Source organism: Halobacterium sp. KA-6 (assembly GCF_021029015.1).
Lineage (GTDB): Archaea > Halobacteriota > Halobacteria > Halobacteriales > Halobacteriaceae > Halobacterium.
The window spans coordinates 525,390-548,218 of sequence record NZ_JAJJZH010000001.1 but is presented as its reverse complement, the minus strand read 5'-3'; the positions used below and the strand labels follow the sequence as shown (position 1 = coordinate 548,218).

The window sequence follows — 22,829 nt, the reverse complement described above, 5'->3', positions numbered from 1 at the left end:
CGTAATGGAAGACACGGACCTCTCCGAGTTCATGCACGAGGGGAGCGACGCCGCCGACGACGCGGCGGACGTCCCCGACGACACGGTCCGCGCGGAAGCGGAAGTCGTCGCGGGGGACGGCGACCCCGTCGTGAACGAAATCGTCTCCGCGGAAGCCGACGCGCTCCCGGACGCCGACAGCGACGTCGAACTGATGGTCACGCAGGTCGACTACACCGTCGAGGGCGACGGCGACCGCGAGCGCCCCGTCGTCCACGTGTTCGGCCGCACCGCCGACAACACGGCCGAGCACGTCCGCGTCCACGGGTTCCGGCCGTACTTCTACGCGCCCACGGACAGCATCGACGAGGACGACCTCGCGCAGGACGTCATCACGGGCTCCGAGGAGACCGACGAGAACGGCGACCCCTACGAGTCCATCCGCGGCGAGAAGCTCACGAAGATTTTCGGGCGCACACCCCGCGACGTCGGTAATATTCGGGACCGCTTCGAGCACTACGAGGCGGACATCCTGTTCCCGAACCGCCTGCTCATCGACAAGGACATCACCAGCGGCATGCGCGTGCCCGAGCGCCGCGCCGACGACGGCGCGGTCTACGTCCACCACGACGAAATCGAGACCTGCGAGGTCGACGCCGACGTCCGCGTCAACACCTTCGACATCGAGGTCGACGACCGCTCCGGGTTCCCCGAAGAGGGCGAGGAACCGATACTGTGCCTGACGAGCCACGACTCCTACCGCGACGAGTACATCGCGTGGCTCTACGAGGCACCGGACGCGACCGCGCCCTCACCCGACGAACTCGTCGACCACGACCTGATGGACGAGCGCGCGGACCTCGAAATCCGGGCGTTCGACACGGAAGAGGCGATGCACGAGGCGTTCGTCGACTACCTCGACGAGACCGACCCGGACGTGCTCACGGGCTGGAACTTCGACGACTTCGACGCGCCGTACTACATCGACCGGCTGGACGAACTCGACCCGTACACGGACCACGACCTCGACTCTGACAGGCTCTCGCGCGTGGACGAGGTCTGGACGTCGGGCTGGGGCGGTCCGAACGTGAAGGGGCGGGTCGTCTTCGACCTGCTGTACGGCTACCAGCGGATGCAGCGCTCCGAACTGGACTCCTACCGGCTGGACGCGGTCGGCGAGAAGGAACTCGACGCCGGCAAGGAGCGGTACACGGGCGACATCGGCGACCTCTGGGAGAACGACCCCGAGCGCCTGCTGGAGTACAACGTCAGGGACGTGGAGCTCTGCGTGGAAATCGACCGCAAGCAGAACATCGTCCCGTTCTGGAAGGAGGTCGCGGAGTTCGTCGGCTGCAAGCTCGAAGACGCCACCACGCCCGGGGACGCGGTGGACGTGTACATCCTGCACAAGGCGTACGGTCGGTTCGTGCTGCCGTCGAAGGGCCAGCAGGAGTCCGAGGACTACGAGGGCGGCGCGGTGTTCGACCCGATTACGGGCGTCCGCGAGAACGTCACCGTGCTCGACCTGAAGTGTTTCAGCGGAGACACGGACCTGCTGACACCGGAGGGCGTTCGGAATATCCGCGAGATGGAGCGAGGTGATCCGGTGTACACGCTGAACCCGGAGACGTTCGAATGTGAAGTGAAACCCGTCGCGGAGACCCACACCTACGACAACCGATTCGGGGAACTCCACCACCTCAGCGGCACGACCCACGACCTCAAAATCACGGAAAACCACAGACTCCTCCACTCGAAAGAACGCGGCTGGGACGAGCAGACGCCGGACGACTTCGAGTTCGCCGAATACCGTGACATCCCTGACAACGAACGATTCGCGTTCCCCCAGCACGAGCCCATGCGCGGACGCACCCCAGAGCAGTTCGACCTCGCGGACGAAGTAGCCGACGGGCACATCGCCGTCTACTCCGAGGACGACCTCCGTGTGTTCCGCCATCAGATGCCGGACGCAGTGACCGAGCGCCTCGACCTCGTCCACGGGAGTTCACAGGCGCTCGGACTCCAGCGCAAGGTGGGAAAATATCTACTCCCCATCGAGACGTACCGCGCACACCGGGCAGTAATCGATGAACACGCGGATGACGTGTTCCTCAAATACGACAGCGGGCACTGCGAAACGCCGCTTTCGTTCGAGATGAACGATTGGCTTCGTCTGGTAGGGTGGTACGTGACGGAGGGGAGCGTCGATTCGAACAACGGACGGATCACGCTCCATCAGCAGGATACGGACGGTCGAGAGCGCATTCGGGAACTGCTCGACCGGATGAAACTCGACTACAACGCCGACAAACGCGGCTTCAATATCTCGAACAGAGTGCTACAGGAGTGGCTCGTCACACACTGCGGTGAGGGGTACGCCGACAAACAGCTGCCCGACTGGGTGTTCTCTCTCGATGCAACCTTGCTCTCTACCCTCCTCAATACGACGGTTCGGGGGGACGGGTCGGTTACGGAGTCGGGGCTACGGAAGTTCTGGACGAAGAGTGTTCATCTCCGCGATGCGATAGCCGACATCGCGGTTCGCTGTGGGCACAAGCCCACCGTCTCGGAACAGTCGGACGGAACCTACTACGTGTCCATCGGCAAACGGGGGTCGTTCCACAAGGGAACGAACGCGACGGTAGAAGAACATGACGGGCAGGTCCACTGCATCACTGCCGAGGACAACCACGTAGTTCTCGCCGGCCGTAACGGGAACTTCCAGTGGGTCGGACAGTCGCTGTACCCGATGTGCATGGTGACGACGAACGCGTCACCGGAGACGAAGGTCGACCCCGAGGCCTACGACGGGGAGACGTACCGCGCGCCCAACGGGACACACTTCCGGAAGGAGCCGGACGGCATCATCCGCGAGATCATCGACGAGACGCTCGGTGAGCGCGAGCAGAAGAAGGCGCTGCGCAACGACCACGACCCGGAGAGCGAGGACTACGACCGCTACGACCGCCAGCAGGCCGCAGTCAAGGTTATCATGAACTGCTTCACGCCGGACACCGACGTCCTGACACCCAAGGGGGTCCGCAACATCCGGGACCTGGCCGTCGGCGACGAGGTGTACTCGCTCGATCCGGACACGGTGGAATTGGAGGTCAAGCCGGTCGTCGACACCCACACATACCCCGACTACCGCGGTGACCTTGTCGACATCGAGACGAACAAGACGGATTTCCGGGTAACTCCGAACCACCGGATGCTGGTGCGCAAGAACGAGACGAACGGGATTACCCACGACGACTACCGCTTTGTCGAGGCAGGCAACCTCGACGACGCGACGAACTACGAGCTGCCCCACGACTGGGACGGACCGGATGGGGACTCGCTAGACGTAGTCGACCTGACCGAATATGTCGACGACTACGAGGTCTGGGTTCGGCCGTCGGTACACGGACACACCTTCGCAGCCGAACTCGGGTACTACCCCGACACGGTCCTGAAGAACGACCTCGGCGAGGAAGGGTACGTCTTCGGGCCCGATGAGTTCGAGAAGCACAGGGAATACATCGAGACTGTCGCCGAGCGAACGTACGTCCACGCCGAACCCGGGCGGAAGTGGATTCCGCGGACGTTCGACGGTGACGACTTCCTCGACCTGCTGGCGTGGTACGTCACCGAGGGGAACGTCTACACGTCCGAGACGAAGCAGTTCGGCGAGAAGACGCGCGGCGCCGCGACGTCTGTCAAGATAGCCCAGGAAGCTATCGCGGACGGCGGTGACGGCGACCACGCCGCTATCGGCGACCTGCTCGACCGGATGGGGTTCGATTACTTCGTCGACGACCGAAGCTATCAGTTCACGTCGCAGCTACTCGGGAACCTGCTCCGGGACCGCTGTGGCGATGACAGCTTCGAGAAGCGGATTCCGGAGTTCGTATTCGACTTGAGCCAGCGGCAGAAACGCCGATTCCTGGAAACGCTCGTCGACGGAGACGGTGACCGGCAACCGAACTCGTGGCGCTACACGACGTCGAGTGAACGACTCCGGGACGATGTCTTGCGGCTGTGTACACACCTCGGGCTGACCGCGGGCTACAACCGCGACAGCGGCTCCTGGCGGATCCACGTCACCGAGGAGAGCAAGAACACGCTTCGGATGCACCGGAGCGGGTCGCTGAGTACGGCCGAGGACGGAGTCTACTGTGTCACCGTGGAGGACAACCACACGCTGTTGGCTGGGCGAAACGGGAAGTTCCAGTTCGTCGGTCAGTCGATGTACGGCGTGCTGGGCTGGGAGCGCTTCCGCCTCTACGACAAGGAGATGGGCGCGGCGGTCACCGCGACGGGCCGCGAAGTCATCTCGTTCACGGAGGAAGCCGCCAACGAGGTCGGCCACGAGGTCGCGTACGGGGATAGCGTCACCGGCGACCGACCGGTCGTCTCGCGGGACCCGAACGGACGCATCCGCATTCTCCCTATCGAAGACCTCTTCGAGCGCGGCGAGACGGAGACCGAAGTCCTCATCGCCGCGGACGGGGACGTCGTCGCGAGTACAACACCTGGAAAGGCGCGGCGGTCACTCGATGGTTGGGACGCCCTGTCACTGAGCGACGACGGCGAACCGGAGTGGCAGCCGATTCAGCAGGCGATTCGCCACGAACCGGACAAGCCGGTCGTGAACCTCCAGCACAAGTTCGGTGAGTCCACGACCACGCGCGACCATTCGTACGTCGTCGAGGACGGGGACGAATACGTGGAGGCGTCGCCGGAAGACGTCTCGGAGCCGCTCCGTATCCCCGGATTTGCGGACGTTGCGGAAGTATCCGAGATCGACGTGTACGAGGTACTGTCGGGGTACACGCGGACCTACGAGGACGGCCGGAGCGTCGGATCGGCCAACGCCGAGCAGAAAGTAAAATGCGTCCACGCCAACGACGAGTACGTCTGGTTTGGCCACGAGCACCACGGCAGCCTTGACTCCACGATCAAGGTCAAGCGCCACATCGACCTGCACAGCGAGGACGGTCTGGCACTGGTCCGGCTCCTCGCTGCGTACGTCACCGAGGGAAGCGCCACGACAACGGAGACCGCCGAATCGAAGTTCGGAGCGAGCATCGCCGAATCCCGTCGTCCCTGGCTCGAAGGGCTGCAGGAAGACTACGACAGGCTGTTCGAGAACGCGACAGTTAGCGTGATCGAGGGCGATTCGAGCAACGAACGAACAGTTGGATACAGCATCGCGGACGGCGAGAGTGAGGTCTCGTACGACGACACGACGCAGAAGCTCCGGATGATGAACGAACTCTCGGCAGTGTTCTTCCGGGAGTTCGCCGGACAGACGTCACGCGGGAAGCGCATCCCGTCGGTCATCTACCACCTCGACGACGACCTCCAGGAGTTGTTCCTCGACGTTCTCGTGGAGGGAGACGGGTCGAGGAAGTTCCCACGCTACAGCGACGAGTACTGCGAGCGGAACTTCGACTTCGAGACGACGAGCCGGGAACTGGCTGCCGGACTGTCGATGCTGCTCACACAACGCGGAGAGAAGCACTCACTCAAATACCGGGACGAGAAGGAGTCGTACACGATTCGAACCTGTGACCACTATCGAGCGGGCCGCGACCCGGTCGTCAGCGAAGCCGAACACGACGGCTACGTGTACGACCTCAGCGTCGCGGAGAACGATAACTTCGTCGACGCCGTCGGCGGAATCGTCCTCCACAACACCGACTCCGTGATGCTGGAACTCGGTGGGGACGTCACCACGGAGGAGGCCATCGGTGAGTCCTTCGACATCGAGGACCACATCAACGCGGCCTACGACGAGTTCGCCAGCGAACAGTTGAACGCCGACGAGCACCGCTTCCAAATCGAGTTCGAGAAGCTCTACCGACGGTTCTTCCAGGCGGGCAAGAAGAAGCGCTACGCCGGCCACATCGTCTGGAAGGAGGGCAAGGACGTCGACGACATCGACATCACAGGCTTCGAGTACCAGCGCTCGGACATCGCGCCCATCACGAAGCGCGTGCAGAAGCGCGTCATCGAGCTCATCGTCAAGGAGGGCGACGTCGACGCCGTCGAGGAGTACGTCCACGACGTCATCGAGGAGTACCAGGACGGGGACGTCGACCTCGACGACATCGGCATCCCGGGCGGTATCGGCAAGCGCCTGGACAACTACGACACGGACACCGCGCAGGTCCGGGGCGCGAAGTACGCGAACCTCCTGCTCGGCACGAATTTCCAGCGCGGCTCCAAGCCCAAGCGCGTCTACCTGCGGAAGGTGCATCCGGAGTTCTTCCGCGAATTGGAGGGCGAGAACCCGGACATCCGCGACGACCCGCTGTACGTGGAGTTCAAGACCGACCACGACGTCATCTGCTACGAGTACGCCGACCAGATTCCCGAGTCGTTCGAAATCGACTACGACGTGATGCTCGACAAGACCCTCAAGGGCCCCATCGAGCGCATTCTCGAAGCGCTGGACATCTCCTGGGACGAGGTCAAGAGCGGGCAGACCCAGACCGGGCTCGGGAACTTCATGTAGGCGCCGGGGGCGTCAGTCGCCGTGGACCGACTGCGCCCGCTGGACGTCGCGTTCGAGCCGGTCAGCGTGTTCCAGACGGAGCGCCCTGGCTCGCTCGCGCGAGACTGTGCTGTCTCCGTCGATTTCGTGCGTTAGCGGGTCGTACGCATCGACGTCGAAGCCCATGCGGTCGAGGTAGGCGCGGACGGCCGACGAATCGAGTCCGTCGCGAATCGCGGTGTCGACGTACTCGCGGACGGTGTCGAACGCCGGCGCGACGACGCCGCGCTCGGTGACGCCGCCGTCCTCCCCGACCCGGAACCCGTCCTCGCGGACGTGTTCGACGACGCCGACGACGTCGTCGGCGAGTTGGAGCACCTGACTCGGGAGCGCGGTGTCGGGCGCGCGCCACTCGACGGTGCCGAACTCCTCGCGGAACTTCACCGGCGTCCAGACGGCGTTCTCCGGGTCGAACGTCGACTCCACCGTCTGTCGGTCGACGCCCGCGTCGACGGCAGCGTCGACGAACTCCTCGTAGCGACGGTCGAGGCGGTCCTCCCAGTCGGCGGTGTCCTCGACGTACGGCCACAGTTCGCCCTGCTCGGGGAGGGCGTCGTAGGCAAGTCGGCGGTAGCACTTCGAGCGCGCGCCGGCGGCGACGCGCTCGCCCCGGAAGTACGGCGAGGAGTTGACTAGCGCCAGTGCCGGGTCGAGCGCGACGAGCGCGTTGAACTGCGCGACCTCGTGGCCGGGCTGCTGTTCGACGTGGACGTGCGTGCCCGCACAGGGCCGGACGTAGTCGAAGCGCTCGCCGATAGCCCGGCTCTGGATGCGCGTGCGGTCGCTCGTCCGCTCGGCTATCTCGTCGTGGTTCACGGGCGTCGCCAGCGGGACGAGGCGCTTCCCGGCGTCGTCCGCACGGCGGAGCACGGCCCGGAGGCGGTCGAGCAGCGTCGCGCGCAGTTCGGCCGTCGTCTCGCAGGGTGTCGTCTTGACTTCCAGCACCGGTTCGACGAACTCCCGCTCTGCACCCTCGACGTCGACGAGCGCGCCGGGTTCGGTCAGTCGGCCGTTCTCGTCGACGACCCAGTATTCGACCTCGATACTCCGTCGTATCGGCTCTGATTCGCGTGCTGACACGGTCCTGTGTGTGAGTGTGCTCAGTCGTCGGTTCGACTCGCGGTCAGGCCCGCACGAATCGTGTCACACGTTAGCACAGAACGACAGTCAACAAGAAGGTTTCGCGGCCGGCGAATTTCCGGTCGTTCGTCCAGCCGGCGGCGGTCAGAAGTGGCTGAATTTGTCGCGGCGGTAGACGTCGATTTCGCTGGTCGTCGTCGGCGCTTCCTGCCGAGCGGCGAACGCGATGGCTTCCGCGATTTCGACTGGCTCGGTGACCTCGCCGGGCTCGAACACGTCCTCGAAGGCGTCGCCGTCCTCGCTGCCGAACTCCGAGCGGACCTCCGTGGGATTGACGACGGTGACCGCGACGCCGTCGTCGCCGTACGCGGCTTCGACGCTGTGCGCGAACCCGCGCAGCCACCACTTCGTCGCGGCGTAGACGGGGTTCGACGGCCGCGGGTACTGGCCGGCGAAACTCCCCACGAAGATGAGGTTGCCGTCGGCCTCGCGGAGGTGTGGGAGCGCCGCCCGCGTCGCGAAGAACGCGCCGTCGCAGTTCACGTCCATCATCTGGCGGTACTGGCTCGTGTCGAGGCTCTCGACGTCGCTGCCGCGGCCGAGGCCGGCGTTGTTCACGAGCACGTCGACGCCGCCGAACTCCTCGACGGTGGCGTCCACCAGCGACTGGACTTCGGCTTCGTTCGTCACGTCCGTCGGCACGACGTGGGTGTCGGCGTCGTGTTCGGCGGCGAGGTCGTCGGCAATCGCTTCGAGGCGTTCGCGGCGGCGTGCGGCGAGCACGACTGTCGCGCCGTCGCGAGCGAGCACGCGCGCCGTGGCTTCGCCGATGCCGCTGCTGGCACCGGTGACGATGGCGACTTCGCCGTCGAGTCCTGCTGAGACCATGTGCGGCCGAACGGCAGCGAGGGGCTTGATAGTTGGCCGAGTCTACGGCGAAACCAGGCGCCCATCACGACCCGTTCAGGGGTTTAGGTTTTCCCAAACGAAAACAGTTTTTTCGCAAACGCGAACCGGAACCCGTGAATTCCGTAACCGTTATGCGTCCCACGCCCCTCCCTACAGACGACTGAGGCAATGGCTACGCTCGAACTCAAAAACGTACACGCGAAAGTCGCAGAAGAGGGCGGAGAGCAGATTCTCGAAGGCGTCGACCTCGAAATCCCGTCGGGCGAAATCCACGCCCTGATGGGCCCGAACGGCTCGGGGAAGTCGACCACCTCGAAGATTATCGCCGGCCACCCGGCCTACGACGTCACCGAAGGTGAAGTCCTCCTCCACCTCGAGGAGGGAGACTTCGACGACGTCGCCGAGTTGCCGGAGGACGCACGGACGTGGAACCTCCTCGACCTGGAGCCGAACGAGCGCGCCGCGCTCGGCATCTACCTCGGCTTCCAGTACCCCGCCGAAATCGAGGGCGTCACGCTCGTGAATTTCCTCCGCACCGCGCTCAACGCGAAACTCGAAGAGCGCGACGAACTCCTCTTCGGCGAGGACGAGGAAGCGGAAGAAGACGACGAGGGCTACGAGACCTCCCCGATGGAGGGCCCCGCCGACGAAGGCGAAGTCGGCGTCGCGGAGTTCCAGGAACTCCTCTCCGAGAAGATGGAAGCCCTGGACATGGACGAGTCGTTCGCGACGCGCTACCTCAACGCCGGCTTCTCCGGCGGCGAGAAGAAGCAGAACGAGGTCCTCCAGGCCGCCATCCTCGAACCGTCGATTGCCGTGCTCGACGAAATCGACTCCGGCCTCGACATCGACCGTCTGCAGGACGTCGCGAAGGGCATCAACGCACTGCGCGACGAACAGGACACGGGTATCCTCCAGATTACCCACTACCAGCGCATTCTCGACTACGTCGAACCCGACCGCGTCCACATCATGCTCGACGGCGAAGTCGTCATGGAAGGGGACGCCGAGCTCGCCGAGAAGCTCGAAGACAAGGGCTACGACTGGGTGCGCGACCAGGTCTACGAGACCGCGTAAACCACAATCATGAGCTCAGACCAAGACCACCTCGAAGAAACCGACACCGAGGCCCGATTCGAATTCAAGAAGGAGGAGAAGTCCGCCTTCAAGTCCGAGAAAGGCCTCACTGAGGAGACCATTCGGCTCATCTCCGACGACAAAGACGAGCCCGAGTGGATGCTCGACCGGCGCCTGCGCGCCCTCGAGCAGTACAAGAAGATGCCGATGCCGACGGACTGGCCGGGCCAGCCGGACCTCTCCGAACTCGACGTCGAAGAGATTGTCCCCTACATCCGCCCCGACGTGGACAAGCGCTCGGGCGCGGACGAGTGGGAGGACCTCCCGGACGAGATTCAGGACACGTTCGAACAGCTGGGCATCCCCGAGGCCGAGCGCGAGGCGCTCTCCGGCGTCGGCGCCCAGTACGAGTCGGAAGTCGTCTACCAGAACATGCAGGAGCGCTGGGAGGAGAAGGGCGTCGTCTTCTGCAACATGGACGAAGCCGTGCAGGAGTACCCCGAACTGGTCAAAGAGCACTTCATGACGAAGTGCGTGCCGGCCAGCGACAACAAATTCGCGGCGCTCCACGGCGCCGTCTGGTCCGGCGGGAGCTTCGTGCACATCCCCGAGGACGTGACCGTGAACATGCCCGTGCAGGCGTACTTCCGGATGAACTCCGAGGGCATGGGTCAGTTCGAGCACACGCTCATCATCGCCGAGGAAGGCTCCGAAGTGCACTACATCGAAGGTTGTTCGGCGCCGAAGTACGGCAGCCACAACCTCCACTCCGGTGGCGTCGAAGTCTTCGTGAAAGAGGACGCTCACGTGCAGTACTCGACCGTGCAGAACTGGTCGAAGAACACGTTCAACCTCAACACGAAGCGCGCCATCGTCGAGGAGAACGCCACCATGGAGTGGGTCTCCGGTTCCATGGGGTCGAAGGCGACGATGCTGTACCCCTCCTCGATTCTGAAGGGCCGCGGCGCGACTGACAACCACATCACCATCGCGTTCGCGGGCGAGGGCCAGGACATCGACACCGGCGCGAAGGTCTACCACAACGCGCCCGACACGAAGTCCACCATCGAGTCCAAGTCCATCGCGAAAGACGGCGGCCGCACGAACTACCGCGGCCTCGTCCACATCGCCGACGGCGCCGAGAACTCCTCGACGTCCGTCGAGTGCGACGCGCTGATGTTCGACAACGAGTCCACCAGCGACACCATGCCGTACATGGAGATCAACGAGTCGAAGGTGGACGTCGCCCACGAGGCGACCGTCGGCAAAATCGGCGACGAGGACGTCTTCTACCTCCAGTCTCGCGGCCTCGACGACGACGACGCCAAGCAGATGATTGTCGCGGGCTTCATCGAGCCCATCACGGAGGAACTGCCCATCGAGTACGCGGTCGAGCTCAACCGCCTCATCGAACTCGAGATGGAGGGGAGCCTCGGATAACATGAGCACCCAACTGCACCAGGACATCAGCGAAGAGACCGTACGGCAGCTCGCCGACGAGCACGACGAGCCCGAGTGGCTGCTCCAGACGCGACTGGACGCCCTCGACGCGCTCGAAGACCTCGACTACCCGAGCGTCATCGAGACGCCCGGCCGCAAGTGGACGAACCTCGAGGACCTCGACTTCGAGGCGCTGGTCGACCCGCTCACCCAGACCGAGCAGAAAGACCAGGTCGGCCCCGAGGACGTCGAAGTCGCGTCGTTCCACGAGGCCCTGCAGGACGACGACCTCGCCGAACTCGTCGAGGAGCACTTCGGCAGCATCGTCGACCCGCAGCAGAACCGCCTGACCGCGCTGTCGACGGCGCTGTTCACGACCGGCACGGTCGTCTACGTGCCCGCCGGCGTCGACGCCGAGGACGTGAAGATTCGGACGTCGATGACCTCCCGTTCGCTGTTCAACTACACGCTCGTCGTCACCGAGAGCAACTCCTCGGTGACCATCCTGGAGCGCCAGGACACGAGCGACGACGCCGCTCCGGTCGACGACGGCCGGTACTACTCCGGCGTCGTCGAAGTCGACGCAGGCGAGAACTCCTACGTCCAGTACGGGAGCCTGCAGGACTTCGACGAGGACACGTACAACTACACCGTCAAGCGCGGCGACGCGACCACCTACAGCACGGTCGACTGGATCGAGGGTAACCTCGGCAGCCGCCTGACGAAGACGAGCGTCTCCACGGAGCTCAACGGCGACTCCAGTGAGACGAAAATCGTCGGCGCGTTCTTCGGCCACGACGGCCAGCACTTCGACCTCGACTCGAAGGTCTGGCACCGCGGCGAACACACGACTGCCGACCTCGTCACGCGCGGCGTCATCGACGACGACGCGCGCTCGGTGTACGAGGGCGTCCAGGACGTCGGCGAAGACGCCTGGGACACCTCCAGCTACCAGCGCGAGAACACGCTGATGCTGAGCGACGAGAGCGAGGCCGACGCCTCCCCGAAGCTCATCATCAACAACCACGACACCGAGGCCAGCCACTCCGCGACCGTCGGTCAGGTCGACGAGGAGACGCTGTTCTACATGGAGAACCGCGGCGTTCCCGAGCAGCTCGCCACGGACATGCTCGTCGAGGGCTTCTTCGTGCCGGTGCTCGAAGAAGTCGAAGTCGAGGAGCTCCGCGAGGACCTCCAGACGCGCATCCACGAGCGCCTGCAGTAGGCGTTCGCGCTCCGAGGACGGCCACTGTCGCGCCGTCGTCGGAGGGAACGGTTTAAGTCCGCTTCTCTCTCAGTTACGAGTAGTATGACCGGAGTACCGCCGTCGAGGTGTGCGCCGTGAGTTCGGTCGCGGCCCGCGTCGACTCCGACGACCAGCTCGCGCGCCTCCTCCAGATCGGCATCGTGCTCGAAGAGGTCGTGGAGGCCCGCGCGCACCGACACTACCAGTCGCTACCCGTCGAGGAGCGCGACGAAGCCATCGAGGAGCTGCTCTCGGAGGCCAGCGCGGAGTCCGCCGAACACCGCCGACGGCTCGAATCGCTCGTCGAGGAACTCGACGCCGACAGCATCCCCTTCGAGGACGTCAAAGAGCTCGTCGCGGGGAGCTACGGGCAGACCGGCCCGGAGGACTTCGACGGCGTACTCTACGACCAGCTCCACGGCGAGGAGACCGCGTACAAATTCTACGACGACCTCATCGACGCCGTCGAAGCCAGCGACGCCACGTTCGGCGTCGACCGCGAGGCGGTCCTGGAGACGCTCCGGGACATTCGCCACGCGGAAGCCGAAGGCGTCGAAGAGGTCGCGAAACTGATGGAGGCCCGCGCATGAGCACGGAACAACCGACCCCACAGCGGAGGTGTGTCGCGTGAACACTGCCGACCAGTACTTGAAGACGATTTTCCTCGTCGAGCAGCTCGAAGACGGCCCGGCGGCGACCGGCGAGCTCGCCGACCGCCTCGGCGTCAGCCCGGCGAGCGTCAACGAGATGGTGGGGAAACTCGAAGAGCGCGGGCTCGTCGCCCACGAGAAGTACAAGGGCGCGACCGTCACCGACGACGGCGAAGCCCGCGCCCGCGAGGCGCTGCAGACGTACTGCATCCTCGAGCGCTTCCTCGCGAACGTCCTCGACGTCGACGACTTCCGCGCGGAAGCCCGGCAACTGGAGCCAGTCATCGACGAGACGGTCGCGGACCGCCTCGACATGATTATCGACCGCGAACCGCAGTGTCCGGAGTGCTTCGACGCGGAAGCCGACGCCTGTGGCCTGCTCGTCGAGGAAGGTATCGAAGCCGACGACTGAGCGGTTCTTTAAGTGGGCTAAATTTCTAGTCGGGTCCGGACGTGGCGTCCGTATGGACTGCCCGACCTGCGAGAAGGCGCTCTCGACGGAGCGGGGGATGCGCCAGCACCACACGAAAGTCCACGACGAACCACTCCCGAACCGGACCTGTGCGGACTGTGGTACTGAGTTCTACGACCCGAAGTCGCGGCGCACGTACTGCGACGACTGCTACTCACAGGCGGGAGAGAAGAACGGGAACTACGCTGGCGCAAAGGAGACGACGGAGTGCGAGCAGTGTGGTGACTCCTTCGACTACTACCCTTCCAACAAGGACGGCGTCTACTGCTCGGCGTGTGTCGAGGACGCGGACGGCCTACTCCCCGGTGAAAGTTCGTCTGTCCCGCACGTCGAAGTCGAGTGTGAGTACTGTGGAGAACTACTAGAACGGCACCCATCACGCGTCGAGTCGGCGTCGTACGGCGAGTTCTGCGACCTCGGCTGTTACGGCGAGTGGCTGTCGGAGAACGTCGTCGGAGAGGCCCACCACCAGTGGGAGGGTGGGACGATTCCCTACGGTTCCTCGTGGTGGCAAGTCCGGCGTGCGGCACTGGTTCGTGACGAGTACGAGTGCCAGAACTGCGGCGCTGGGGTCGAGGAACTGGGCCGTAAGCCAGACGTCCATCACATCGACCGCGTTCGGGATTTCGACGACCCCGAGGACGCCCACAAACTAGACAACGTGGTCTGTCTCTGTCGGTCGTGTCACCGTCGCATCGAGGACGGCGACGTGGCGCTCCCCTCTGGGAATCCGTGAAGAGCAATCTTATTGTGTGCCCGCCGGTTACCGTCGGATGCAGTCCCGTGGTGTAGTGGCCAATCATATGGGCCTTTGGACCGGTGCGGGTTTGCGTACCGGAAAGACAGCCCACGACGGCGGTTCGAATCCGCCCGGGACTACTGTCACTTTTGGCGAGCCGTGCTCTACTACTTCGACGCCAGTACCGCGATTTTCGCGGCGACGTGAGGAACTAAAGGGGCGTCGTACTTCGAAGCGAGCAGACCGGCAAACCCGTTAATCTGTAGCCCCTACCGAGAATAATGACTGACTCCATCCGCGTGCTCCACGTCGACGACGAGCCCGGGTTCGCGGAGATGGCGGGCGAATTCCTCGAACGCGAGGACGACCGCATCGAAGTGGAGACTGCTACGAACGCCAGCGACGCGCACTCGATTCTCGCCGACGAGGACGTCGACTGCGTCGTCTCGGACTTCGACATGCCGGGGCAGAACGGTATCGAGTTCCTCGAAGCCGTGCGCGAGGAGTACCCCGAGTTGCCGTTCGTGCTGTTCACGGGGAAGGGCAGCGAGGAAGTCGCCAGCGAAGCAATTTCGGCGGGTGCGACCGACTACCTCCAGAAGGAGGCGGGTACCGACCAGTACACGATTCTCGCGAACCGCGTGCTGAACTACGTCGACACGGCGCGCGCGAAGTCCCAGCGGCAGCGGCAGTTGGACGCCATCGAGGCCGCGAAGGAGGGCATCAGCATCCTCGACGAGGACGGCGAGTTCATCTACGTGAACGAGGCCTACGCCGACCTCTACGGCTACGAGCCCGACGACCTCGTCGGCGAGCACTGGCGGGTGCTGTACCCGGATGACGCCGTGTCGCTCGTCGAGGACGAAATCCTCCCACAGGTCAGGGAGGTCGGCGTGTGGAGCGGGCAGACGACGGGGCTGCGGGCGGACGGCGAGACGTTCGTCGAGGACCACACGCTGGCGCTAACGGAGAACGACGAACTCGTCTGTACCGTCCGCGACATCACGCAGAACCGGGAGCGCGGGGAGGCCCTGGCGGCGCTGCACGACGCGGCGACGGACCTGGAGGCGGCGGACACCGAAGACGAGGTGTACGAGATTCTCGTGGACGCCGCCGAGGACATCCTCGACTTCGACCTGGTAGCGGTGGACGTCTACGACGACGACGCGCTCGTGCAGGCGGCGTGGTCGCTGGACGCAGACACGGAGGGCTACTGGGAGGTGACGCCGCTGGAGGAGGACACGTTCGCGACGCGAGCGTACAAGGGCCAGGAGACCATCGTCGTCGACGACCTCCGGGAGTACGAGATTACGCCCGCGGACCCCGAGTATCGGTCGGCGTTGACGACGCCGATTGCGGACATCGGGACGTTCCAGGCGGTCTCGCGCGAGCCAGAGGCCTTCGGCGCGACGGACCGCGAATTGGCGGAACTGCTGGCGGGCCACGCGCGGGAGGCGCTCACGCGCCTGGAGTCCGAGCAGCAACTCCGCGAGCGCACGGAGGAACTGGAGCGACAGAACGAGCGCCTCGAGGCGTTCGCGACCATCGTCTCCCACGACCTGCGGGCCCCGCTGAACGTCGCCAGTGGCCGGCTGGCGCTCGCTCGCGACGATGACGACAGCGAACACCTCGAAGCAGTCGCGTCGTCGCTGGACCGCATGGAGACGCTCATCGAGGACACGCTGACGCTCGCCCGCGAAGGACAGGCAGTCTCGGACCGCGAGCACGTCGACGTCGCGGACGTCGCCGAGCAGTGCTGGGCGCGTGTCGCCGACGCGTCGGCCACGCTAAACGTGGTCGACGAATTCGCCGTCCGCGGCGACCGCGACCGCCTCCAGCAGGTGTTCGAGAACCTCTTCAGAAATGCGGTGGAACACGGCGGCGAAGGCGTCACGGTTCGCGTCGCCCGGCTCGACGACGGCAGCGGGTTCTACGTCGAGGACGACGGTCAGGGCATCCCCGAGGACGAGCGCGAGGCCGTCTTCGGGCACGGGTACACGACCAGCGACGACGGCACCGGATTCGGGCTCGCCATCGTCGAGGAAATCGTGAACGCGCACGGCTGGTCGGTCAGCGTCGCGGACAGCGAGGACGGCGCCCGCTTCGAAATCACGGGCGTAGAACTGGTCGAGCGCGCCGACGCCGCACAGTAGCCGCGAGCGACCTGAACGGGCAGAGCGGTTAAGTGTCGTCCACGAGAGCACTCTCGTGGAGTTCCACCATGGCAACCGGCACCGTCGACTTCTTCAACGACCAGAAGGGGTACGGGTTCATCGAGACCGAGGACGCCGACGACGACGTGTTCTTCCACATGGAGGACGTCGGCGGCGCGGACCTCGAAGAAGGTCAGGAGGTCGAGTTCGACATCGAGGAGGGCGAGAAGGGACCGCGCGCGACGAACGTCACGCGCCTGTAGCGGGCGCGTCGATTCTTCGCCGTTACGACCGGGTGGCGCGAGCCTCGCGGACGTCCGCGCCGTCCCGCACCATGTCCGGACAGTCCGGGCAGACGCGCGGCTGTTCGACGCCGGGCGGGGTGAACACGCGGACGTAGTCTTTGGTGACGAACGACTCGCAGTTCTGGCAGAGCGGCATCTCGATTGGAGGCGATGGAGTGTCGGTATATATGTTTTGTGTGGATTTTACCAGCGTGAATAAATAGTCCTCCGGAGCCCGCAGAGCGAACGGCCTAACCGTCGCGGCCGCCTCCAGCGCGTATGAGCGATACGCTGGAGTCGCTGCCGGACCGCCCGCTGCGACAGCAGGAAGTCACCGCGCTCAACCACGCCGACGCGTTCTCGCTGGTGGTGCCCGTCGACCGCGAGGACGCCGTCGAGGCCGACACCCGCGAGCCCGTCGTCATCACCGAACGCGTCATCCTCGGCACCGACGACTGGGTGACGGGGCTGGTGTACGACGACGGCTGGCTAGAGGTCGAGTCGGTCGCCATCGACGACCCCGACGAGGAGCGCTTCGAGGCGATGCGGGACTGCGAGGCGGCGGTCGCCGAGTACGACCTGGACTGACCGTTCGGCCGGTCTCGGGAGACCTGCAAAAGGCTAAAGAGAGAAACAAGCCTTCGTTGTAGTAATGACAGTACGTGTACGCCGGCCAACGGAGGTGAGACTGTGGGCGTCGAGATAAAGGAGTCGCCGGTCTCCGAGCCGCAGTTCGACGAGATGGCGGCGTTCGTCCGCGACTACCTCGAAGCGAGCGTGGAGAACGAGGACGACGGCGGGCGGATGCGGTGGTATCCGTGGCACTCCGCGGAGTACCGCTTCACCCACATCCGGAACGTCGTCGAGCTCGGCGAGCGCATCGCGCGCGAGGAGGGCGCGGACGTCGACGTCGTCCGCGTCGCGGCGCTGTTCCACGACATCGCGAAACTGGAAGCCGAGCAGGAGGAGCACGCCGACGAGGGCGCGCGCATCGCGCGGAAGTACCTGGAGACCCACGGCGACTTCGCGCCGTCGTTCGTCGACCAGGTGTGTGCGGCCATCGCCGACCACTCCCACCAGGGCGACCTCTCGGAACTCCCGCTGGAGACGCGGTGTCTCATCGAGGCCGACGTCCTCGACAAGGCGGGCGCGAACGGCGCGGCGCTGATGTTACTGCGGATGGGCTACGAGGCCCGCACGCACGTCGACGCCGCGGAGATGATAGACCGCGTGCTCGAGCGCGGCGAGAACGCCGCCGAGCGCGTGGAGAGCGACACCGCCGACTCCATCGCCCACCAGCGCATCAAGCGCGTGCGGTGGTTCCGGGAGTGGCTGGAAGCCGAAGTGCCGGGGATGCGCGAGTAGTTACAGCCCGGCCGCCGTTTTGAGGAAGAGGACGCCGAAGACCGCCAGCGCGCCCGCGCTGACGTACGCGACTGCTTTTCCGAACGCATCGACGCGCTCGCCGGCCGCGCGCAGCGACGCCGGGAAGCCCGCGGCCCAGAGGAGGATACCGCTGAAGAAGCCGGCGATGGTGAGCGCGCCGTTGCCCGCGGCCAACTGGAGGCCGAACGCCGAAATCTCGGTCGGGTTCAGGAGGGCGACGCCGGCGGTCAGCCACCACGTCATCTGGTAGGGGTTCGCGAGCGCGAGCACGAACGCCTTCCGGAAGCCGCGGCCTTCTGCGGGCTCGGCGTCGGAGAACGAGCCGGCGTCCTGGAAGGCGCCGTACGCGTAGTAGAGCATGAGCACGCCGCCGATACCGACCATCACTGTCTCGACGGCCGGGGCGTCGTGGATGAGGGCGACGACGCCGACGAGCGCGAGCACGAAGAAGCAGGCGTCGGCGGCCATCGCGCCCAGGCCCGCGAAGAAGCCCGCGCGCCAGCCACGAGTCACGGCCTCCTCGGCGATGACGGCGTTCATCGGGCCCGGTGGCGCGGCCAGCGACAGTCCGAGGGCGAGCCCAGCAATCACGGAGACGGCAACGTCGAACACGACTACAGATAGTCGCAGGCCGCGAAAAAGCCGCCGATTACAGTGCCAAGAACACCGGGAGCGCGCGAGCGACCGAGCCGACGATGCCCTCCCAGACGGAGACGTCGAAGAGGAGTTGCAGCGCGACGTCCCCCGCGAAGAAGAAGAAGAGCGTGGCGGCCGCGAGGTGCGCGCGGCGCGCGTCGAAGCTCTGGGAGAACCGTGCGAAGAACATCGCGTTCAGTAGGCTGACGGGGATAATGGCGGCCATCTCGCCGACCCAGATGGCCGGTGCCGCGCCATATTGGGCGGCCAGCCCGATGGTGACCAGTTGGGTCTTGTCGCCGAATTCGCCGACGAACATCATCGCGAAGATGGGGAGGAACCCGCCGAAGTACGTCGGGATGGCGCGCCCGAAGATTGTGGCTTGCTCGAAGCGGCCGCCGAGCGCGACGATGCCGCCGTCGCCCTGCATCGGCCCAGGGTTGCCGTCGGCGGGCATCGAGCGCAACAGGAGCACGCCGAACACGAAGAACAGCGCGCCCGTGATGGCGTCGAGGTAGACGCCGGGGAGCGCGTTCCGGAGCGCGTTTCCGACGAGGATTTCGGCGGCCGTCCAGATGGCGAACGCGGTGGTGGCGGCGGCGACGACGACTTTCGGGTCGTACTGCGTGGACAGCCCCGCGATGATGAATTGGACTTTCTCGCCCGGCAGGACCGCGAGTTGGGCGGCGAACGCGATGCCGGCGAGTTCGGCGAAGCCGGTCACGATTCGGACACCTCGTCGAGCGAGCGCACGCGAATCACGGCCGCGACGCGGTCCGGGAGGTGAACATCCTCGCCGTCGATGTCGACGACGAACAGCCCGATGGGGGCGTGTTCGCGGACGGAGAGTTCGGTGCCGGGTTCGATGCCGGCGTCCGTGAGGTAGCGCAGTTCCTCGGAGTTGCGGTCGTCGACGCGCGCGACGACGACGCGGTCGCCGGCGACGTGGTCGGCGAGCGCGGTGGTGTCGGGGTGTTCGGGCGGTTCGAGGTCCGCGCTCGGAATCGGGTCGCCGTGCGGGTCGACGGTGGGGTCGTCGAGTTTCCGGGCGAGGCGGCGCTCGAACTCCTCGCTGATGTGGTGTTCGAGCGCGTCGGCCTCGTCGTGGACCTCGTCGTACTCGTAGTCGAGGTGGTCCGCGAGGAACGACTCCAGGAGGCGGTGGTGGCGCAACACTTCCAGCGCGACCGTCTCGCCCTCGGGGGTGAGTTCGACGCCCTTGTACTTCTCGCGGGCGACGAGCCCGCGCTCTTCGAGCTTCCCGACCATGCTGGTGACCGTCGGGGGCGTGACGTCGAGGTAGTCGGCGATGGCGGAGGTCTTGACCGGCGGGCCGTGCTCGCGCTGGAGCACGTAGACCGCCTTCAGGTAGTCCTCCATGACGTCCGAGAGCATTCGTTGTCGGGGGTTTAGACGCGTCTAAACAAATAGTTGGTGATAGTAAAACAGGCTGCCGTGCCGGTCACTGGGTGCTACCGCGCCGGCCAGCGTACGAACCGACGCCGACCGCCGTCGCGGCCGCCAGTACGGCCACCTCGGCGAGACTGTCGCCGAAGACGAGGACGGCCAGTGCGACGTACACCACGGCCGCGACGGCCGCGGTGAGGACGGCGAACGGAATTGGGCCCATCGACCGGAGTTCGGGCATCAGCCCGGACGAGGGTCGCGGAACGTGAAACGGTGGCGGGCAGTCGCAGCGACAGCGAACGCGACGCCGGAGGGACAAGATACCTGTAGGCTGCGCCTGACAACTCTCCCATGCCCCGCTCTCGGCGCGCCCTCCTCGCCAGTACCGCCGCCGTCGCCATCGGCGCACTCGCCGGGTGTAGCCGCCCGTTCCGCGGGTCCCGGCCGGGCGTCACACCGACCCAGTCAGACGCGTGGGCGACCCGACACGGCGGGAGCAGTCGGACTCGCGCCAGCGACGCGGCCGCAGTCAGTTCCGACCCCGCGCACCAGTGGCGAGACACCGACTTCCCGCAGTACGACGGCGGCGTCTTCACCGCCGCTGGCGGGGGGTTCGTTGTCGACACGCACACCGTCACCGCCGTCGCACCGGACGGCAGCGTCCGCTGGCGCGACGACACCGGCTACTACGGCCAACCCCTGCTCACGCGGGACGCGGTCGTCGTCGCGGCGATGGACGGCAGTCTCGTCGCTCTCGACCGCGCGTCGGGGGAGCGCGCGTGGACCGGCGCGGAGGTGTCGCCGACCGCACTCGCTGCCGGCCGAATTCTCGGGGCGGACGGCTCCGAAACCGTCGCCGCTGCCCGACCGGGTGGCGGGACTGCGTGGACGCGTCGCAGCGCTCACGCCGACTACGTGCCAGCTGTCGCGTGCGGCGAGGAGACGGTTCTCGCGGCATTCACCTACCGCCACCAGCCGCGGGACGACACCACCGCGATGCGGAATCGGTCGACCGTCGTCGCGTACGACGCCGGCAGCGGCGACGTACAGTGGCAGTTCGGCGTCCCCGGGGCCGTCGAGCGTCTCGCAGTCAGGAACGGTCGGGTGTACGTCGGCGCGGGAATTCGAGACCTGGGCGCGGTGCTGTCCGTCCTCTCGCTGTCGGAGGGACGCGTGGCGGTTCGACGTACGTTCCTCGGGGCGTGGCTCGACGGCCTGACGGTCACTGCAGACCGCGCAGTCGCGGCTGCCGGGACGACACTGGTCGGGTTCGACGAACGCCTCGACGGCCGGGTCTGGTCGGAGTCGCTGCCGGCGCGCCCGAGTTCGCTGGCTACAGCCGCCTCGCTGGTGTACGCGACGTGGAGCGAGCCGACGGACGAAACCGTCGTCGCGGCGTTCGACGCCGCCGACGGCGAGCGCGAGTGGCAGGTCACGCTGACGGCGGACTGGGGGTACGTCGCGGGCGTGACAGACGGCCGCGTGTTCGTCGCCACGAACGACGAGACGGGACTGCACGTGCTCGAATAAGGCCCGCCCGTCGATGGCGGTCGGCCACGTCCGGTGTCGTGCTCGGGCAGTGCCCGCCGATTCCACGGGAGTGGCCTCTAACGGGCCTACGCTCCGCTTCTGTACGTCTGTGAACTCCGTGGAGTGCGCCCAGCGTATTCTTGCCGTAACCGCACCGTACTCGACAGTAATATAAACCTGCCGGCTGTCTCGTGTGATAGTATGTCATCCGAAAAGACGCGTCGTCGGTTCCTCGAAGCAGCGGGTATTGCTGGCGTTGCGGCGCTCGCTGGCTGTAGCGGAAACGGCGGCGACGGCGACTCGACGACACAGGACGGCGACTCGACGACGACGCAGAGTGGCGGCGGAAGCAACCGCCTGAGCTGGCACGCCGGCGGCACGGGTGGCACGTACTACCCGCTCTCGAACGAGATCAAGACCATCGTCGAGGCGAACACCGACTTCTCGCTGAACGTCCAGTCCACGGGCGCCAGCGTCGAGAACGTCGGGAGCCTCTCGGACGGCTCCGCGGACTTCGCGCTCATCCAGAACGACATCGCGTACTTCGCGAAGAACGGGACGGGCATCGACACGTTCCAGGGTAACGAAATCGAGAACCTCCAGGGCGTGGCGACGCTGTACCCCGAGACGATTACCGTCGTGACGCTGCAGGACACCGGCATCGAGACGCTGAGCGACCTCAGCGGCGCGACCATCAACACCGGCGACCTCGGCTCCGGGACGCAGGTCAACGCGAACCAGATTCTGGAAGCGGTCGGCATCACCGACTACAACGAGCAGAACGCCGGCTTCTCCCAGGCGTCCGAACAGCTCGCGAACGGCGACATCGACGCGGCGTTCGTCGTCGGTGGCTGGCCGGTCGGCGCAATCGAGGACCTCGCGAACACGAACGACGTCCAGATTGTCCCGATTCAGGGCGAGAACCGCCAGGCCGTCAAGGACGCCGCCTCGTGGTTCGCCGACGACACGATTCCGGCCGGGACGTACACGGGCGTCGACCAGGCCGTCGAGACCGTCGCCGTGCAGGCGATGATTGCCACGCACTCGGGTGTGGATGCCGAAACCGTCGAAACGGTCACCGCGGCCATCTTCGACAACGTCGACGAGCTAACCATCAAGACGGACTTCATCTCCGCCGACAGTGCGCAGGACGGGATGTCCATCGAGCTCCACGACGGCGCGGCGGCGTACTTCGACGCGTAAACCACACAGACAGCCATCGCGGCGCCGACGCTCGCTTCCTCCTCGGTGCCGTCGCGGTAATCCCCTCCACTACCCATCGTGATTCACCGAATCCTCC

The 22,829-nt window shown here is 65.7% G+C and carries 20 protein-coding genes and 1 tRNA gene; 14 read left to right on the top strand and 7 right to left on the bottom strand.

Features of this window, described 5'->3' with window-relative positions; genetic code table 11:
- The first annotated feature begins 4 nt into the window (after positions 1–4).
- Positions 5–6,481, top strand: a complete 6,477-nt coding sequence (locus tag LPA46_RS03050) for a DNA polymerase domain-containing protein (protein WP_230891319.1) — start codon at positions 5–7, stop codon at positions 6,479–6,481.
- 12 nt (positions 6,482–6,493) lie between these two features.
- On the opposite strand, the gene LPA46_RS03045 is transcribed toward LPA46_RS03050, so the two are convergent.
- Positions 6,494–7,600, bottom strand: coding sequence for a glutamate-cysteine ligase family protein (locus LPA46_RS03045; protein WP_230891318.1), 1,107 nt, complete (start codon positions 7,598–7,600; stop codon positions 6,494–6,496).
- Between the two features lie 144 nt (positions 7,601–7,744).
- Complete coding sequence (locus LPA46_RS03040) at positions 7,745–8,488, bottom strand: SDR family oxidoreductase (RefSeq protein ID WP_230891317.1); 744 nt, start codon at positions 8,486–8,488, stop codon at positions 7,745–7,747.
- Between the two features lie 189 nt (positions 8,489–8,677).
- On the opposite strand from LPA46_RS03040, the gene LPA46_RS03035 reads away from it, so the two are divergent.
- The 9 genes from LPA46_RS03035 to LPA46_RS02995 all read left to right on the top strand — a co-directional run bounded on the left by LPA46_RS03035 (position 8,678) and on the right by LPA46_RS02995 (position 16,549).
- Positions 8,678–9,586 (top strand): ABC transporter ATP-binding protein, encoded by a 909-nt coding sequence (locus tag LPA46_RS03035; RefSeq protein ID WP_230891316.1) that lies wholly within the window; start codon positions 8,678–8,680, stop codon positions 9,584–9,586.
- 9 nt (positions 9,587–9,595) lie between these two features.
- A complete protein-coding gene (sufB, locus tag LPA46_RS03030; RefSeq protein WP_230891315.1) occupies positions 9,596–11,026 on the top strand; it encodes a Fe-S cluster assembly protein SufB in 1,431 nt (476 codons plus the stop codon).
- Position 11,027: 1 nt separating this feature from the next.
- Positions 11,028–12,251: a Fe-S cluster assembly protein SufD gene (sufD, locus tag LPA46_RS03025; RefSeq protein WP_230891314.1), complete on the top strand. Its 1,224-nt coding sequence runs from the start codon at positions 11,028–11,030 to the stop codon at positions 12,249–12,251.
- Positions 12,252–12,367: 116 nt separating this feature from the next.
- Entirely contained in the window at positions 12,368–12,862 is a 495-nt protein-coding gene (locus LPA46_RS03020) for a ferritin-like domain-containing protein (RefSeq protein ID WP_230891313.1), read from the top strand.
- A 37-nt stretch (positions 12,863–12,899) separates the two neighbouring features.
- Positions 12,900–13,334 carry a metal-dependent transcriptional regulator gene (locus LPA46_RS03015; RefSeq protein WP_058981870.1) on the top strand — a complete coding sequence of 145 codons (435 nt, stop codon included), beginning with the start codon at positions 12,900–12,902 and terminating at the stop codon, positions 13,332–13,334.
- A 52-nt stretch (positions 13,335–13,386) separates the two neighbouring features.
- Positions 13,387–14,130 carry an HNH endonuclease gene (locus LPA46_RS03010; protein ID WP_230891312.1) on the top strand — a complete coding sequence of 248 codons (744 nt, stop codon included), beginning with the start codon at positions 13,387–13,389 and terminating at the stop codon, positions 14,128–14,130.
- Positions 14,131–14,171: 41 nt separating this feature from the next.
- Positions 14,172–14,273: transfer RNA gene (locus LPA46_RS03005), tRNA-Gln, on the top strand.
- Between the two features lie 141 nt (positions 14,274–14,414).
- Positions 14,415–16,286: a hybrid sensor histidine kinase/response regulator gene (locus tag LPA46_RS03000; protein WP_230891311.1), complete on the top strand. Its 1,872-nt coding sequence runs from the start codon at positions 14,415–14,417 to the stop codon at positions 16,284–16,286.
- Positions 16,287–16,354: 68 nt separating this feature from the next.
- Positions 16,355–16,549 carry a cold-shock protein gene (locus tag LPA46_RS02995; RefSeq protein ID WP_230890306.1) on the top strand — a complete coding sequence of 65 codons (195 nt, stop codon included), beginning with the start codon at positions 16,355–16,357 and terminating at the stop codon, positions 16,547–16,549.
- Positions 16,550–16,571: 22 nt separating this feature from the next.
- Here the strand turns inward: LPA46_RS02995 and LPA46_RS02990 are convergent, their stop codons facing one another.
- Positions 16,572–16,727, bottom strand: coding sequence for a DUF7563 family protein (locus LPA46_RS02990; RefSeq protein ID WP_169793386.1), 156 nt, complete (start codon positions 16,725–16,727; stop codon positions 16,572–16,574).
- 122 nt (positions 16,728–16,849) lie between these two features.
- Between LPA46_RS02990 and LPA46_RS02985 the strand changes: the two genes are divergently transcribed.
- Both LPA46_RS02985 and LPA46_RS02980 read left to right on the top strand, forming a co-directional pair.
- On the top strand, positions 16,850–17,158 hold the full coding sequence (locus LPA46_RS02985) for a hypothetical protein (protein ID WP_230891310.1): 309 nt from the start codon (positions 16,850–16,852) through the stop codon (positions 17,156–17,158).
- Between the two features lie 102 nt (positions 17,159–17,260).
- A complete protein-coding gene (locus tag LPA46_RS02980) occupies positions 17,261–17,935 on the top strand; it encodes an HD domain-containing protein (protein WP_230891309.1) in 675 nt (224 codons plus the stop codon).
- Here LPA46_RS02980 and LPA46_RS02975 read toward each other — a convergent pair whose 3' ends face one another.
- The 4 genes from LPA46_RS02975 to LPA46_RS02960 all read right to left on the bottom strand — a co-directional run bounded on the left by LPA46_RS02975 (position 17,936) and on the right by LPA46_RS02960 (position 20,240).
- Entirely contained in the window at positions 17,936–18,568 is a 633-nt protein-coding gene (locus LPA46_RS02975) for a LysE family translocator (protein ID WP_230891308.1), read from the bottom strand.
- 37 nt (positions 18,569–18,605) lie between these two features.
- Positions 18,606–19,316 (bottom strand): TMEM165/GDT1 family protein, encoded by a 711-nt coding sequence (locus LPA46_RS02970; protein WP_230891307.1) that lies wholly within the window; start codon positions 19,314–19,316, stop codon positions 18,606–18,608.
- The gene (locus LPA46_RS02965; protein ID WP_230891306.1) at positions 19,313–19,987 is read right to left on the bottom strand and encodes a metal-dependent transcriptional regulator; all 675 of its coding nucleotides are present in this window, start codon (positions 19,985–19,987) and stop codon (positions 19,313–19,315) included. Before LPA46_RS02965 ends, LPA46_RS02970 begins: the two co-directional genes overlap by 4 nt.
- 67 nt (positions 19,988–20,054) lie before the next feature.
- Positions 20,055–20,240 (bottom strand): hypothetical protein, encoded by a 186-nt coding sequence (locus LPA46_RS02960; RefSeq protein WP_230891305.1) that lies wholly within the window; start codon positions 20,238–20,240, stop codon positions 20,055–20,057.
- A 110-nt stretch (positions 20,241–20,350) separates the two neighbouring features.
- Here LPA46_RS02960 and LPA46_RS02955 point away from each other — a divergent pair, with 110 nt between their 5' ends.
- Together LPA46_RS02955 and LPA46_RS02950 are read left to right on the top strand one after the other, a co-directional pair.
- On the top strand, positions 20,351–21,529 hold the full coding sequence (locus tag LPA46_RS02955) for an outer membrane protein assembly factor BamB family protein (protein WP_230891304.1): 1,179 nt from the start codon (positions 20,351–20,353) through the stop codon (positions 21,527–21,529).
- A gap of 201 nt (positions 21,530–21,730) precedes the next feature.
- Positions 21,731–22,732, top strand: a complete 1,002-nt coding sequence (locus tag LPA46_RS02950) for a TAXI family TRAP transporter solute-binding subunit (protein ID WP_230891303.1) — start codon at positions 21,731–21,733, stop codon at positions 22,730–22,732.
- Positions 22,733–22,829: the final 97 nt, after the last annotated feature.